Genomic DNA, 14,745 nt, shown 5'->3' on the forward strand with positions numbered 1-14,745 from the left:
GGTGGCGAAGAAGCGTGAACCCGGCACCGCCCATCCGGCAGGCAAGACCGGGACCGCCGCACCGCAAGGTACGGCAGCATGACGAGCGCTTATGAGCACTCACATGCAACGGTGTCTAGGATTCCCGTGTGACGACCTCCGACGACCTGGCGCACGACCTCGACGTGGAGGAGGTCGTGCTTGGCCTGCTCGGCCGCATCCGCGACGAGCTGCGCGTCGACACGGTCACCGTCCTCCTGCTCGACCCGTACGGGCTGGAGCTCGTCGCCACCGCCTCGATCGGCCTCGAGGAGGAGGTCGCCCAGGGGGTTCGGCTGCCCGTCGGCAAGGGCTTCGCCGGCCGGGTCGCGAGCACCCGCGCGCCCGTGCAGCTCTCCTCGGTCGACCGGTCGAGCGTGCTCAACCCGCTGCTCATCAAGCGGGGCGTGCGGTCCATCCTCGGGGTGCCCATGATCGCGGCGGGTCAGCTGCTCGGCGTGCTGCACGTCGGTTCCCTCACGCCGCGTGGGTTCACCGCGGACGAGGTCAGGCTGCTGCAGGTGGCCGCCGAGGGGGTCGCGATCGCCACCCGTACACGGCTGTCGCAGCTCGACCGGGCCACGACCGTGGCGCTGCAGCGCTCGCTGCTGCCGGCCCGGCACCTCGCCATGACCGGCCTGGAGGTCGCCGCCCGGTACGTGCCGGGCGCCCGGGAGGGCGTCGGCGGCGACTGGTACGACCTGTTCGCGCTCCCGTCCGGCCACGTGGGCGTCGTCATCGGCGACGTCGCCGGGCACGGCCTGCGGGCGGCCGTCGTCATGGGCCGCATCCGCAGCGCGCTGCGGGCGTACGCGCTGGAGTCCAACGACCCCGCCGACGTGCTCTACCGGCTCGATCGCAAGATCGGTGTGTTCGAGCCGGGTGCCATGGCCACCGCCGTGTACGCCGTGATCGAGCCCGACCTGAGCGCCCTGCGCCTGTCCCTGGCCGGCCATCCGCCGCCGATCCTGGCCGTGCCGGGCACACCGGCGCGGGTCCTGGACCTGGCGCCGGACCTGCCGCTGGGCGTACGCATGCACGCGCCGCGCCGGTCCACGGAGCTGCCGCTGTGCACCGGCGAGCTGATGCTCTTCTACACCGACGGGCTCATCGAGCGCCGCTCGCAGCCGCTCGGCGAGAGCGTGAACCGGCTGTGCGATGTCATCGCTGCCGGCTCGGCCGAGGCCGTGTGCGCGCAGGTCATGGCCGCGATGATCGGCAGCGACCCGGCGCCCGACGACGTGGCCGTCCTCGCGATCAGCCGTGCCGAGGCGGACTGACCAGCATCGTGAGCCGGGCGGTCGTGCCACCCGGGCCGGTGTCGATGTCGAGCCGGTCGCACAGCGTCCGCATGAGCCACAGCCCCCGGCCGCCCACCGACTCCGGCGGCGGCAGCTCGACCGGCGTGCCGGGCGGAATGCCCGGACCGTGGTCGGCGACCTCCACCGTGACGGATTCGCCCGGATCGACGCTTATGGAGATGTGACCACCACCCGCGTACCGGATGGCGTTCGTCATCGCCTCGTCCACCGCCACCGCGAAATGAGCGACCCGCTCGGCGTCGACCCCGGCGCCCCCGGCGGCATCGCTGACCAGCGCCCGCAGGGCGGACAGTGACTCCAGCGTGAGTTGCCGGGCGGAGGCCATGGGGTTCATTGATGCCTAATGTACGGCGCCCGGATCGTTTCCGCTGCGCTCCTCGGACCATCCGGGTCAGGAACGCCTACAATCGACCAGCACGCCCGAAGGGAGCCGCCAACGATGGACGCCACCGGAACGCCCGTCGGCCTCACCGTCGACACCCGGCCGACCACCCCGGGCCAGGGCGTCACCCTGGCGCTGACGGGCTACATCGACCTGTCCAACGTCCAGGTCCTCAACGAGGCGATCAGTAAGGCGCTCGCCCACGCATCCGACGTCACCGTCGACCTCGCCGGCGTCACGTTCCTCGACTCCACCGGCCTGCGCGAGTTCGCCACCGGTTACCAGCAGGCGGAGCGCGCCGGCGTCGGCTTCCGGGTCGCCAACCCGACCGGCTCGGTCCTCGACGTGCTCCGCATCTCCGGCATGCTCGACTACCTCACCGAGGGCGTCCGCCCCACCTGAGCCACGCTCACTCCCGACGACCCGTCAGAGGGTGCGTTCCAGGCGGTCGGCCAGGAGGCGGGCGAAGCGGGCCGGGTCGCGCAGTTCGCCGCCCTCGGCGAGCACCGCGGTGCCGTAGAGGAGCTCGACCGTCTCCGCCAGCGACGCGTCGTCCGGACGCGAGGTGTGCGCCGTGCGCAGGCCGGCGACCAGCGCGTGGTCCGCGTTCAGCTCCAGGATCCGCTTCGTGGGCGGCAGTTCCTGGCCCATCGCGGCGTACATCCGGGCGAGAGCGGGGGTGACGTCGTTGGCGTCGGTGACGAGGCAGGCCGGCGACGTGGTGAGCCGCGTCGACAGGCGGACCTCCTTCACGTCCTCGGACAGCTGACCCTGGACGAACCCGAGCAGCGCCTCGAAGTCCTTGCGCTGCTCCTCGCGCTCCGGCGCGTCCTCGGCCGAGGACAGGTCGACCGCGCCCTTGGCGATCGAGCGCAGCGGGTGACCGTCGAACGTGCCGACGACGTCCACCCACACCTCGTCCACGGGGTCGGTGAGCAGCAGGACCTCGTACCCCTTGGCCTTGAAGGCCTCCAGGTGCGGGGAGTTCTCGATCGTCGTGCGGGACTCCCCCGTCATCACGTAGATGTCGGTCTGCCCGTCCTTCATCCGCGACACGTAGTCGCTGAGCTTCGTCAGCTCGGCGGCGTCGCGCGTGGTCGCGAACGAGGACAGGCCGAGGATCGTCTCGCGGTTGTCGGAGTCGCCCAGCAGGCCCTCCTTGATGACCCGCCCGAACTGCTCCCAGAACGTGCGGTACTTCTCCGGCTCCAGGGCGCCGATGGTCTGCAGCACGCGCCGGACCAGGCGCTTGCGGATCGCCTGGATCTGGCGGTCCTGCTGGAGGATCTCGCGGGACACGTTGAGCGACAGGTCGGCCGCGTCCACGACGCCGCGCAGGAAGCGCAGGTAGTCGGGGGTGAGCGCCTCGCAGTCGTCCATGATGAACACGCGCTTGACGTAGAGCTGCACGCCGCGCTTGCCGTCCGCGCGGAACAGGTCGAACGGCGCGCGCTCGGGGATGAACAGCAGCGCGTCGTAGGAGAACGTGCCCTCGCCGCGCATGTGGACGACCTCGAGCGGGTCGGTCCAGTCGTGGCTGACGTGCTTGTAGAACTCGGCGTACTCGTCGGGCTTGATGTCGTCCTTGGACCGGGCCCAGAGTGCCTTCATCGAGTTGATCGGCTCGCCGTCACCGCCGGTCAGGGTGATCCGCCAGGGGATGAAGTCCGAGTACCGCTTGACGATCTCGCGGATCTTCCACTCGTCGGTGTAGTCGTAGAGCTTGTCCTCCGCGTCGGCGGCCTTCAGGTGCAGCGTGACGGCGGTGCCCACGGGCGCGTCGGCGACGGCGTCAACGGTGAAGGTGCCCTCGCCGTCCGACTCCCAGCTCACGCCCTCGGTCGTGCCGACCTTCCGGGTCACCAGCGTCACCTTGTCGGCGACCATGAAGCTCGCGTAGAAGCCGACGCCGAACTGCCCGATCAGCTCCCGGGAGGCGGCCGCGTCCTGCGTCTCGCGCAGCTTGGCCAGCAGCTCGGCCGTCCCGGACCGGGCGATCGTGCCGATCAGGCCGACGACCTCGTCGCGCGACATGCCGATACCGTTGTCACGCACGGTGAGCGTCCGGGCGTCCTTGTCGACCGTGAGCTCGATGCGTGGGTCCGACAGGTCCGCCTCCAGGTCCTTGTCCTGGAAGGCGGCGAGCCGCAGCTTGTCCAACGCGTCGGCCGCGTTGGAGATCAGTTCCCGCAGGAAGACGTCCTTGTTCGAATACAGCGAGTGGATCACCAGCTGCAGCAGCTGGCGGGCCTCCGCCTGGAACTCGAGCGTCTCCATCTCCCACAAACCCCTCTCTCGACGTGCGTTAAAGAATACAAACCGGGGAGTACGCCGTCACACGGCGTACTCGGGGTCACCCGCACCAGTCGAGAAAGCGCATTCCTAGTACGGTGGTGTGTCGTGACGACGGAGCAGACGAGCGCGGTCGACGGCGCGGCGGCGGTGCGGGCGATGGTGCGCCCGCCGATCTTCCCGGACCGCGACTTCCGGCTGACGGACTTCGGCTCCGGCGGCCGCGACCACACGGACGCGTTCCGGGAGGCAATCGAGGCCTGCCACCAGGCGGGCGGCGGGCGCGTGGTCGTGCCGCCGGGCGACTACCTGACCGGCCCGATCCGGCTGCTCAGCGGCGTCAACCTGCACGTGTCGGCGGGCGCCACGGTGCGGTTCCGGCGCGAGCCGGAGGCGTACCTGCCGGAGGTGCCGACCCGCTGGCAGGGCGTCGAGCTGATGGGCTACTCGCCGTTCGTCTACGCCCATGGCGCCCGGGACATCGCGCTCACCGGCGCGGGCACCCTGGACGGGCAGGCCGACGACGCGCACTGGTGGGCGTGGAAGCCGCTCGAACCGGCCGACTTCGCGCAGCTCGAACGGCTGGCCGACGACGACGTGCCGGCGTCGCGGCGGGTGTTCGGCGAGGGTTACCACCTGCCGCCGTCGTTCGTTCAGCCGTACTCGTGTGAAAATGTCCTGATCGAGGGGGTGACCCTCACCAACTCGCCGTTCTGGCAGATCCACCCGGTGCTGTGCCGCAACGTCACGGTGACCGGCGTGACCGCCCGCTCGCACGGGCACAACAACGACGGCTGCAACCCGGAGTCCTGCGACGGCGTGGTCATCACCGACTGCGACTTCGACACGGGCGACGACTGCATCGCCATCAAGGCGGGTCGCAACTCCGACGGCCGGCGCCTCGCGGTCGCATGCCGCAACATCGTGATCTCCAACTGCACGTTCGCGAACGGGCACGGCGGGGTGACCATCGGCAGCGAGATGAGCGGCGGCGTCGAGCACGTGTACGCGGCGCACCTGCGGATGGACAGCCCGAACCTGTGGACGTGCGCACGCTTCAAGACCAACTCGGTGCGCGGCGGGTTCATCCGGGACGTGCACGTGACCGACGTGACGGTCGGCCGCGTCGGCAACCAGGTCCTCGAGATCGACTTCGCGTACGAGGAGGGCGACGCGGGTCCGTTCCTGCCGGAGGTCGACGGGATCCACCTGAGCGGCTGGCGGGTGGCCTCGACCGACGCGCCGTGGCGGCTGGCCGGCTACCCGCGCGGCCCGATCGGCACGGTGACGCTCACGGACATCGTGATCGACTCGGCGCTCTCCCCCGCCGTTGCCCACGAGGTCACCGACCTGCGCCTGGACCGGGTGACGGTCAACGGTCGGCTACTCGGTTGATTCGCCGTCCCCGGTAGGCGAGGATCGGTCGCGACATGCGAGTGGTCCTGACCGAACACACCCGACTCGGCTACGTCGCGGACAGCCTGGCCGGCCTGTCCGTGGGCGACGCGCTCGGCGCGCAGTACTTCATGGTCGGCCGCCGCGTCGCGGACCTGATGGCCGGCGTCGTCCCGCCCCCGGTGTGGGAGTGGACGGACGACACGGAGATGGCCTGCTCGGTCGCCTGGGCGCTCACGGTGTCCGGTCGTGTTGACCGCGACGAGCTGGCCCGCGCCTTCGCCGACCGCTGCGAACCCAACCGGGGGTACGGGGTGGGCGCCTTCACCACCCTGCGCCGCATCCGCCAGGGCGAACCGTGGTCGACCGTCGCCGCGGAGGCGTTCGGCGGGCAGGGCTCGTGCGGCAACGGGGCGGCGATGCGGGTCGCGCCGCTCGGCGCGTACCACCTCGACTCCCCCGCCACCGCCGCCCGCGAGGCGGCCGCCCAGGCCGAGGTCACGCACGCTCACCCGGAGGGGATCGCGGGCGCGGTCGCCGTGGCGGTCGCGGCTTCGCTGGCCACGGCGGCGCGGGTGGCGGGCTCGCGGCCGGCGGCCGGCGGGTTCCTCGGCCGCGTCCTCGTCGACGTGCCGGCGGGTTCCGTGCGGCGGGGCCTGACGCGCGCCCGCGCCATGCTGCGCGCCTCCACCGCCGAGGCCGCGTACGACCTGGGCAACGGTTCGCGGGTCACCGCCCAGGACACGGTGCCCTTCACGGTCTGGGTCGCGGCCCGCCACCTCGACGACTACCCGGCGGCGGTCCGCGCGTGCGTCAGCGCGGGCGGCGACGCCGACACCACGGCCGCGATCGTCGGCGGCATCGTCGCCGGCCACACCGGCCGCGCCGGCATCCCCGCGGACTGGCTCGCCGCCCGCGAGCCGCTGCCGGCCTGGATGGGCGTCACGGCCTGACCAGCGTGGGATGCCGACGCCCAGCCCTTTTACGCATGCCCGATTCCAGGCGAAGAACCGGTCGACGACACCGCCATCGCGCTGCCACGGTTGCCGGCCGCCCCGAACTGAGGACCTCATCCCGTCCCAGCTTGGACCACCATGATCTATTTAGTCAGCGCGGGATTCCCGAGGTAATCAATGGCGCCATCATCAATGTTCACACCAACGGAAAACCACGTCCACCTGTGAAGGCGCGCATAATCACCGGATAAACCGGCTGGTTTCCTTCGGCAACCACGCGCCGCCACCTGCACGTACGCCCGCTTTTGCGCAGCCGCATCCGCACGTCTTGCTCGTCCGCCGGAAAGCCGCGCCAGGCAGATCGCGATGGCCATATACATCGCCAGCGAGAACGCGAAGAGCCCGAGCCAGGCGAGAAACGGGATCAACGTGCTCATCACGGCTTCTTCAATCGCCGCTGGACGCACCCGGACATACTCCCGGATGCCTTCGCCGGTGAACCTGGGCGGTTCACCGGCGGTTAGCGTGGAATGTCTGCGATGATCACAGGGGCGATCATCAAGGTCCACAGCAGCGGGAAGATGACGTCAGTGTGCGACGGCGTACAGAGCCAACGGACGAATCCGTTGGTTTCTTCCGGCAGCCGCTGTCGCGACCCGTCCCCTCGTACGTAGGCCCCGTTCCTCCTGGGGCGCATCCGCAGGTCGAACTCATGTGCGGGGAACCCCCGCCAACCGACGAGTTTGATCAGGGTGAACCTCGCGACGCAGACCAGGAACGAAGCGCTGCTGAACAGCATGAGACACAGCGCCGCGATCATGAGCGGCAGGAACACCACGTCGAGCGCGTACTCAAGCATGTTTCGCACAGTGGCCACAACGATGTAGAGGGGAAGGGCCAGCAGGAACAACCCGAGCCAGGCGAAGAACCGGTCGACCACGCTGCCACCGGCGTCTTCGACCGTCGCGGGCCGCTCGCGGGCCTCCTGCCGGAGGCCCGCGGCGGTGAACGCATGGGTCCGACGAGACCGCTGATTCGCCTGTGCAGCGCGTCTCCTGCGGTCACGCGGGTTGGCTGCACCGTTGGGATCGCCCTTGCCCTGGCCCGAGCTGAGGAACGCCGCCAACGGACGCGACATCACGATCACAGCCAGCCGGCCGACATCCCGCAGTGGCCACGATGAACACACGGGATCCACGATCCATCTGGTCAGCGCGGAATCCCCGTGATAATTACGGGGGCCATCATCAATGTCCACAACAGCGGGAAAATGACGTCGGTATGCGATGGCGTGCACAGCCATCGCACGAACCCGTTGGTTTCTTCCGGCAGCCGCGACCGGGAACCGTCCCCGCGCACGTACGCCCCATTCCGGCGCGGTCGCATCCGCAGCTCGAATTCGTCAGCCGCGAATCCACGCCAACCGATGAGTCTGATAAGCGTGAACCTGCCGACGCAGACCAGGACCGAGGCACTACTGAACAAGCCAACGCAGAGCGCCGTCACCATGATCGACAGCAGCAGGGTATCCAACCAGTACCCGATGATGCTCCGCAGGACGGCCGCCACTATATAGGCCGGTAGCGATAACAGGAACAACACGACCCACGCGAGGATACGGTCACCCACGCACGAGGCGGCATCGGTCACCGTCGTCGGGCGTTCGCGAGCATCCTCGCGGATGCCCGCGGCGCTGAACCGGTGGATCGGCAGGGACGGCCGACCCTCCCGGGTCGGCCGCCCCGCGCGGTTACCCGCGGCGGGGCGGCCCTTGCCGTGCTTTCGAACTTGTGCCGAGTTCAGATACGCCGCCACCGGACGGGCTGTCACGATCACGGCGAGCCGGCCAACGTCCCGAAGCGGCCGTCCGGTGGTAGCGTCCTCGCTCATATCATCCGACTCAGCTTGGCTTGCCACGATGGCGAACTGTAGGACGAAGAACTACCTGCCGACGATGACCGGCTCGGGCTCTTGCTCTTCTGTTTCCCCCAGTCTTTGCCCCACATCGGCGCCAACCCGGCATCGGACTGACGGCTCTCACCGCACCATCCGCAGAACTCATTGAAAATGCCCTCCGCGCCCAGGGCGTTGCCGAGGAAGTTCCAGCCCTTATGCGAGTCGGACCAGTGGCTCGGGTTCCGCAAGGCGTCGCTGTAGGTCGCTTCAGCCCGGTTGAGGGTCTTCATGACAAAGGCTTTACCACGTCGACCCTCCGTAATACCGTTCGCCACCTGATTCTGCCAGGTTTTCAGGCCATTCCTGGCCTCATTACGCAGACCCCTGGTGACCTTAAGATTCGTCAGGCCATCGCCTAGGGCCTTCAAGGCACGTCCACCGGGGATCAGGCCCACGACACCCAATCCGCAGTCAATACCTTCACCCTCGCTGCACGACTTATATGTGTCGATGGCACCAAGGACTGTCGACGCTGCGCCCAGGAACGGAGCCGCGACCTGCAATGGTGGGATAATCGAGCAAGCGATCGCGGCGACGCCGTAGAGGTAGAGCTGGTCGGTGCCCGAGTCGTAGACACCCGTGAGGTGCGTCCAGGCGCCCACGACCGGGACCGCGTCCGACGTCACCGTCGAGTAGGTGTAGCCGGTCGCGTTGTCGTTGCTGGTCGTCTCGAACACCCAGCGGTTGGTTGCGGTCGTGTACCAGAGGTAGAACGCCGAGTGGTCACTGCCCCAGGCGTTGGCTACGAGATGGTTGGTACTGGTGTCGGCCAGCTTCACCCACGCGCTCACCGAGTAGCTCTTGCTGGTGTCCACGACTGCCGGGGCGGTGATGGCAGCATTCGTCCCGCTGAACCGGGCAGCCGTGCGCGGCTGACCGTCCTTGCCGGGAGTGATCCGGCCAGGCACGCCGAGGGTGGCGCCGTCGACCGAGGCAGTGTTGCCCAGGCCGGTGTCGTCCCTGGCCACCGGACCGACCGGGTTGCCCGCTTCGTCTGCCTGCTCGGTCGCGTCGTTGAGCAGCCACCGCGCCTTCGCCGGCGACGGACCCGCGACGTAGAACTGGTAGGTGCCGTTCTTGATCCGACCAGCGCGGTCGACCGCCTGCGTGTACAGGGTCTTCGGGCCGCCCGAGGTCGGTGTCCACTCGATCGTGACACTGCCGCCGAGCGCTGCCGGCGTCGCGACCGACGTCATCGAGGTGGTGAAGCCCCACTTGAACGACTTCACGTCCGCCGAGCTCGAGATGGTGAAGCGACCGGTCTGGCCGACCGCGCCGCAGCCGTCCTCGGGGCAACCGGCGGCCTTGTATACGTCGGAGACGACGGTGGGCGCGACAGGATCAACCAGGTCGACCTGGAACTCGCAACCGTGCACCGTGGACGACGGGCCGGTCTTCACTCCGTTGACAACCGACGGATCGTCGTTGGCCTGCGCGCGGAACGCGTAGATCCCGTCGGTGACCAGGGTGCCAGTGGTCACCACCGCGGTGCCGCCGTTGGTCACCGGCGTGTTCACCTTGCTCGCCGTGTCCGTGAAGGTGGTCCCGGCGGCGTTGCCCTTCGCCCAGGTGAAGGTGACGCTCATCGAGTCGCCGTCGGGATCGGTGACCTTGGCCCGCAGCGCCGGGGTCGCGGTGGCCACGAATGGCCGGGTGGCGCCCTTGACGCATCCCTTGCCGTCCACCGTCAGGGTGGTCGGCGCCGCCGGGGCGGAGTTGACGGTGACGATGAGCTTGGCCGTCTTCGCGTCGAACTTCTTCCAGCCCGAGTCGCTCGACTCGCTCGCGGCCCGCAGGCCCCACGTGGTCGTGGTCGCGGAACCGTTGGCGATGGTCTGCAGCTGAGAGATCAGCGATCCGTCGAACTCCGTCAGCTTGCGGGCGGCCGGGTGCGCCGAATTGCTCACCGCGTCGGTTGCCGACGACGCCCACTTCGACGCGTTGTTGGCCCAGTCGGTCGAGGAGCTGATGGTGGTGTTCACCTGGTACAGCCGGGTCTCGCTCGCCGCGCTGTACGCCGAGTACAGCAGGTCGATCGTGAACTTGGCCCCTTCGATCCCCTTGCCCTTGAAGCCCGAGGTGGAGAATTGGAACATCGACCGGTAGTCCATCGACATGCCGTAGACCTGGCCGACCTTGGCGCACTCGCCGCTGAACGGCGGCGGGCAGTCGGTCTTGTCGTAACTCCAGTACGACTGGTCGGTGTACTGGCTGTTGATCATCGTCCAGGCTGAGTACGCGATGGTCGGATCGAGGTACAGCGGGAACTGCACCGACGGGTCGGCCAGCATGTCCGCGTCGGGCGCGAGTGTGACCTGCCCGTCCTCGGCAGTAACCTCGATCGGCGCGGTGCGCGCGCCGTCGGCCGGCCCAGCCACCGTACCCCGCGCGCGACCACCGGCGGCCGCGTTGCCCGCCGACGCGTCCCACATCCGCGGCGCGGTCGCGGCAAGCTTGACCTTGCCTGTGTCGTCAACGGCCTGAAGGTGCCCGGCCGAGGTCCGCCAGCGCAGGCCGTCGAGCGACGAGCCGAACGCCAGCTTGCGCAGCTTCGGGTTGCCCGCGGCGGCGCGGTCCTTGACCACGAGGACCTCGCTGAAGCCCGTGTCCTGAGCCGTCACCACCAGGTCGACGCCAGGCAGCACCTCCGCGTAGGTCGCGGACGAGCCGGCCACGGTCGGCTTGGGCAGGTTGCCCGGCCAGGACAGCGAGATGGTCTGGCCATCACGGTGCCCGGTCACCAGCGCGCCGGTGCCGCCACCGGACAGCCGTGTGTCCACAGTCGACGCGCGCGGGGCGAGGGAGCCGTCGGGGTTCGCCACCAGGGTCGAGTCCAACGCGGACCAGGTGCCGTCCGCACGACGGACCCGCTGCGGGTACGCGTACTCCTCAACGGTGCCCGACCCATCAGGGTTTACCTTGAAGGTGCCCGTTTTCAGTACGATTAGCGCCAACTTCCACGGCTCCGCCGCAGCGGTTCGCCGCCGCCAGAGCCGCGGAAAGGTCGGGCGCGATCTCCGGGCAAGCGGGTGGGGCCGCCATGGCCGCCCGCCCTCCATCAATCGAGACTACTGGCAGTAACAGACCGGCCAGGCCGGCTACTAACAGACGGCGCAACATGCATTTCCCCCCGTGCCTTCAAAACTGGGGGGAACCTTAATATTCGCTGGTCAGAAGGGCAACACCCACGCTCCGTAACAAGCTGTCCACGCTGAACAACGCTCCGACAGATACGGAGAGTAATGATCAATCAATCACGCACAGTAATATTTCGAGCTCGTACAGCACCTTGAGGCGGACTTGACGTCCCGCGGCCGCGTCAAGCCACGAGCGAGCGACGAGGTTCGGGGTGGTCCACGGTCTTCCTTGGCAGACGGACGATGGTGAGGCCGCGCGGGCAGAGTTCCACCTCGGGCGGCGGATCAGCGGAATGGTCCCCGCTACGGCCACGGCGATACACCGATCGGCAACGCCACCACCAGGAACTGGCCCGTCGGGATGCCATCGGGCCCCAGCAGCGACGCGGGCGAGGGCGAGTAGCCCGAGGACGAACGCGGCCCTGCGAAGGACCGCCTGGGACATCACGCCGGGACCGTCACGGCAGTAGCGGCGCGAACGGCGGCGATGTCGGCGCGGGCCGCCGGATCGCGGATGTACCGGGGGAGTGTGCGGCCCAGGTACGTCGGGTCCACGTGCAGCAGGCCGAAGGGAGCGTCCACATTCGTCGGGTGGCGACCGGTCGGCAACACCTGGAATACGCGCAGGCCGTCGACCGGCGGACCTTGGCCGGGAGTGGGCCGCCCACCACCAGGTCCATCCATCGTAGGCGGATCCCCATTGCCGGATGCTGATGCCCCCGGCGTCCAGTTCCACGGACGGCCACCGCGCCCGCGGCCAGCAGCCCGCTGAGCGTCGCCAGCAGGTAGTACGAGCAGTCGAAGGACAGGAAGGCCACCTCCCTCCACCATGTCTCGGCCAGGACGCGCAGGTCGAAGGCGAGCAGGCCCAACGGCCGAGGAATCGCTGTCGCCAACTGGTCACATCGTCAAGGTGACCGCAGCCACGCCGCTGCGGGCGCCCACCCGCCGCCCCACCTGCCAAGTGTCAAGATCAATGCACGCGCGGGCGCTGTTGTGAGGAGCCTCCATGATGACGAAATGAAAATTCGTCATGTATTGATCGGTGCGAGCGCGGTCCTGCTCGTCTCCGCACTGTTGCCGGCCTCCAGCGCAATGGCCCTCGATGACCTCGTCTGCATCGACGAGCGGACCGAGCAGGTCAGCCACGGCTTCGAGACAACCGTGCACCACTACTGCAACCGTTGGCAGTGGACGCCGCCGAAGACCAGCCACACGCCGACCGAGCCGGGCGGCGAGCACGATCCTGACGGCGGCAAGGGCGGCGGCACCCCGGGCAGCGACACCTGTGAATCGGCCAGACAGGACCTGGCCGAGACGAAAGCGGCGCTCGACCTCGTCAACAAGCAGCTCAACGCGGCCAACATCTGGCTCGGCAACGCCCTGAACGCCGAGCGCAATGCCCGCATTGCCTCCGCTGCCGCATTGGACGCCTGGGAACGGGCCGAGGCCAACGTCGACTTCTTCTTCACCGCCTACGCCACCGCCAACGGCGTCGACATGGAGATCGAGGTAGAGATCAAGCGGGGCGTCACCATTACCCGGCCCGTAGTCGGGTTCCGCCCCAATACACTCCTGGAGTTCGGCACAGAGCTCGCCGCCGCGATGTCTCAGGAGCGCACGACGCGCGCCGCCCGCGACGCCGCCGCGAAGGACTACCTCGAGATCGGCGAGGACCTGAACGACGCGCGGTCCGCCGTCGCCAACCTCCGGTCCCAGCAGGCCGCCCTCAACGAGGTCATCAAGCGGCTCACGGAGCGACTCGGCCGCTGCTGAGCCCAACCGGGGCGCCCGGCCCGACCGGGCGCCCCGGCCGCTACGCCGCGGTCAGCGAGCGAGTGTGGGGCGAAGCTCAGGGTGGTCGACGTAGTGGCGGATCGTGTCGGCCAGCGACGTCGCGTCGATGTGCAGCCAGCCGACCGGTACGTCCTCGCTGGACAGCATGTCGTCGAACGGGCCGGGGGCGTTGAGGTGGAGGCGGAGCTGACGGGGCCACCGCCTGGTCGGTGGCAGCGGGCCACCGGGCAGCAGGTCGTCCCACCCGAGGCGGGTCTCCCGCCGCAGCCGGCGGATGGTCAGGCCCTCGGGGTCGAGTTCCACCTCGGGACGGCGGACCAACAGAATGGCGATCGCCGCCCCCACGAAGATGCCCATAGGCAACGTAGCCACCAGCAGCAGGTTGGCCGGGATACCGCGGGATCCCATCGGTGACGGCGCGAATCCGCCCGCGAGGCTCATCAGCAGCACCGCCTGGGTCCCGGCCGCGACCGGCGACGCCTCGACGACGAGCCGCCCGTCCCGGCGGACGAACCCCGCCGCGCGCCGAGCCCGGCGTGCGAGCAGCGCGAACACGCCGAACGGGATGCCCACCACGATGAGTCCGACGATGACGACGTAGCCCACGATCCCGACCGGCGCTGTCGTGTACGTCGGCCGGAGCGGCAGCATCTTCTCCGCCGCCCGCAGGGCGAAGGCGAGCAGGCCGAGCCCGAAAGCGGCCCAGCGGAAGGCCGTCGGGGACGTCACGCCGGGACCGGCACGACAGCCGGGGTCGGACCGGCCGCGATGGAGGCTCGGGCCCCGGGTTCAGCGATGTAGTGGTGAATCGTACGGCCAAGGTGGACGGGGTCGACGTAGAGCAGGTTGAACGGAAGGTGCACAGCGCGGGGGCCGTACGCCGTCCACTGGTAGATCCGCAGGTCGCCGCGCCGGCGCACCGTCGCCGGCAGCGGCCCGTCCACCATGAGGTACGTCCACCGCAGGTGGGTCACCTGCAACCACTGCCGGACGGTGATCCCGTTGGCGTCGAGTTCCACTGACGGCCCCGGCCAGGCGAGGAAGGCGACGATGCCCAGGAAGAATGGGAAGGCCGCCAGCACGAACAACCAGGACTCCGCGAGCAGCTCAGGAACCAGAGCGCCGCCGCCGAAGAACATCAGCATGATCACCTGCGTACCCGGGGTGTGCGGGGACGCGACGGCGACAAGGCGGTGGCCCCGCGGGACCAACCGCGCCGGTCGTCGCAGGACGCGCGTCGCCAGGAGGTACAGGGCGACCGGAAGGCCATAGCAGAGGCCCGCCACGACCAGTGACCCGGCAATCACCCCTTGCGCGGCGCGCACGGTGTAGAAGTCGACCGACCGGATCGCGACGAGGAAGTCGAAGGCCTCTCCGAAAGGCAGATAGCTCAGAGCGATCCGGAGCCCGCACGCGAGAAGCCCGAAGGGGATGGCGGCCCAGCGGATCGCGGTGGCGGTCATGACCGCAGGGTAGAGGACACGGGCCAC

General features: G+C 69.2%; 14 protein-coding genes. 5 read left to right on the forward strand and 9 right to left on the reverse strand.

Annotation, left to right across the window (positions count from 1 at the left end; translation table 11 throughout):
- Nucleotides 1-128: 128 nt before the first annotated feature.
- Nucleotides 129-1,298, forward strand: coding sequence for a PP2C family protein-serine/threonine phosphatase (locus ABD211_RS19440; RefSeq protein ID WP_344133653.1), 1,170 nt, complete (start codon nt 129-131; stop codon nt 1,296-1,298).
- Here the strand turns inward: ABD211_RS19440 and ABD211_RS19445 are convergent.
- Nucleotides 1,276-1,674 (reverse strand): ATP-binding protein, encoded by a 399-nt coding sequence (locus ABD211_RS19445; RefSeq protein ID WP_344133656.1) that lies wholly within the window; start codon nt 1,672-1,674, stop codon nt 1,276-1,278. The genes ABD211_RS19440 and ABD211_RS19445 overlap by 23 nt on opposite strands.
- Nucleotides 1,675-1,779: 105 nt before the next feature.
- Here ABD211_RS19445 and ABD211_RS19450 point away from each other — a divergent pair, with 105 nt between their 5' ends.
- Entirely contained in the window at nt 1,780-2,124 is a 345-nt protein-coding gene (locus ABD211_RS19450) for an STAS domain-containing protein (protein ID WP_344133659.1), read from the forward strand.
- Nucleotides 2,125-2,148: 24 nt separating this feature from the next.
- Here the strand turns inward: ABD211_RS19450 and htpG are convergent, their stop codons facing one another.
- The gene (htpG, locus tag ABD211_RS19455; RefSeq protein WP_344133662.1) at nt 2,149-3,999 is read right to left on the reverse strand and encodes a molecular chaperone HtpG; all 1,851 of its coding nucleotides are present in this window, start codon (nt 3,997-3,999) and stop codon (nt 2,149-2,151) included.
- 123 nt (nt 4,000-4,122) lie between these two features.
- Here htpG and ABD211_RS19460 point away from each other — a divergent pair, with 123 nt between their 5' ends.
- Both ABD211_RS19460 and ABD211_RS19465 read left to right on the forward strand, forming a co-directional pair.
- A complete protein-coding gene (locus tag ABD211_RS19460; protein ID WP_344133665.1) occupies nt 4,123-5,409 on the forward strand; it encodes a glycoside hydrolase family 28 protein in 1,287 nt (428 codons plus the stop codon).
- Nucleotides 5,410-5,444: 35 nt separating this feature from the next.
- On the forward strand, nt 5,445-6,362 hold the full coding sequence (locus ABD211_RS19465; protein WP_344133668.1) for an ADP-ribosylglycohydrolase family protein: 918 nt from the start codon (nt 5,445-5,447) through the stop codon (nt 6,360-6,362).
- A gap of 146 nt (nt 6,363-6,508) precedes the next feature.
- Here ABD211_RS19465 and ABD211_RS19470 read toward each other — a convergent pair whose 3' ends face one another.
- The 5 genes from ABD211_RS19470 to ABD211_RS19490 all read right to left on the reverse strand — a co-directional run bounded on the left by ABD211_RS19470 (nt 6,509) and on the right by ABD211_RS19490 (nt 12,040).
- A complete protein-coding gene (locus tag ABD211_RS19470) occupies nt 6,509-6,802 on the reverse strand; it encodes a hypothetical protein (protein ID WP_344133671.1) in 294 nt (97 codons plus the stop codon).
- A gap of 83 nt (nt 6,803-6,885) precedes the next feature.
- Nucleotides 6,886-7,623 carry a hypothetical protein gene (locus tag ABD211_RS19475; protein ID WP_344133674.1) on the reverse strand — a complete coding sequence of 246 codons (738 nt, stop codon included), beginning with the start codon at nt 7,621-7,623 and terminating at the stop codon, nt 6,886-6,888.
- A complete protein-coding gene (locus ABD211_RS19480; protein WP_344133677.1) occupies nt 7,575-8,282 on the reverse strand; it encodes a hypothetical protein in 708 nt (235 codons plus the stop codon). The genes ABD211_RS19475 and ABD211_RS19480 overlap by 49 nt, the downstream gene beginning before the upstream one ends.
- Nucleotides 8,252-11,275 (reverse strand): LamG domain-containing protein, encoded by a 3,024-nt coding sequence (locus tag ABD211_RS19485; protein ID WP_344133680.1) that lies wholly within the window; start codon nt 11,273-11,275, stop codon nt 8,252-8,254. The genes ABD211_RS19480 and ABD211_RS19485 overlap by 31 nt, the downstream gene beginning before the upstream one ends.
- Nucleotides 11,276-11,902: 627 nt before the next feature.
- The gene (locus ABD211_RS19490) at nt 11,903-12,040 is read right to left on the reverse strand and encodes a hypothetical protein (RefSeq protein ID WP_344133683.1); all 138 of its coding nucleotides are present in this window, start codon (nt 12,038-12,040) and stop codon (nt 11,903-11,905) included.
- A 438-nt stretch (nt 12,041-12,478) separates the two neighbouring features.
- Between ABD211_RS19490 and ABD211_RS19495 the strand changes: the two genes are divergently transcribed.
- On the forward strand, nt 12,479-13,234 hold the full coding sequence (locus tag ABD211_RS19495; RefSeq protein WP_344133686.1) for a hypothetical protein: 756 nt from the start codon (nt 12,479-12,481) through the stop codon (nt 13,232-13,234).
- Nucleotides 13,235-13,285: 51 nt separating this feature from the next.
- On the opposite strand, the gene ABD211_RS19500 is transcribed toward ABD211_RS19495, so the two are convergent.
- Both ABD211_RS19500 and ABD211_RS19505 read right to left on the reverse strand, forming a co-directional pair.
- The gene (locus ABD211_RS19500; RefSeq protein WP_344133688.1) at nt 13,286-13,984 is read right to left on the reverse strand and encodes a PH domain-containing protein; all 699 of its coding nucleotides are present in this window, start codon (nt 13,982-13,984) and stop codon (nt 13,286-13,288) included.
- A complete protein-coding gene (locus tag ABD211_RS19505) occupies nt 13,981-14,718 on the reverse strand; it encodes a hypothetical protein (protein ID WP_344133690.1) in 738 nt (245 codons plus the stop codon). Before ABD211_RS19505 ends, ABD211_RS19500 begins: the two co-directional genes overlap by 4 nt.
- Between the last annotated feature and the right edge of the window lie 27 nt (nt 14,719-14,745).

The organism is Luedemannella flava, from assembly GCF_039528515.1.
GTDB lineage: Bacteria > Actinomycetota > Actinomycetes > Mycobacteriales > Micromonosporaceae > Luedemannella > Luedemannella flava.

Excerpts from the sequence above, each read along its gene's own strand:
- ABD211_RS19445 (WP_344133656.1), bottom strand. The coding sequence starts at position 1,674 with ATGAACCCCATGGCCTCCGCCCGGCAACTCACGCTGGAGTCACTGTCC.
- ABD211_RS19450 (WP_344133659.1), top strand. The coding sequence starts at position 1,780 with ATGGACGCCACCGGAACGCCCGTCGGCCTCACCGTCGACACCCGGCCG.
- htpG (WP_344133662.1), bottom strand. The coding sequence starts at position 3,999 with ATGGAGACGCTCGAGTTCCAGGCGGAGGCCCGCCAGCTGCTGCAGCTG.
- ABD211_RS19465 (WP_344133668.1), top strand. The coding sequence starts at position 5,445 with ATGCGAGTGGTCCTGACCGAACACACCCGACTCGGCTACGTCGCGGAC.
- ABD211_RS19470 (WP_344133671.1), bottom strand. The coding sequence starts at position 6,802 with ATGAGCACGTTGATCCCGTTTCTCGCCTGGCTCGGGCTCTTCGCGTTC.
- ABD211_RS19495 (WP_344133686.1), top strand. The coding sequence starts at position 12,479 with ATGAAAATTCGTCATGTATTGATCGGTGCGAGCGCGGTCCTGCTCGTC.
- ABD211_RS19505 (WP_344133690.1), bottom strand. The coding sequence starts at position 14,718 with ATGACCGCCACCGCGATCCGCTGGGCCGCCATCCCCTTCGGGCTTCTC.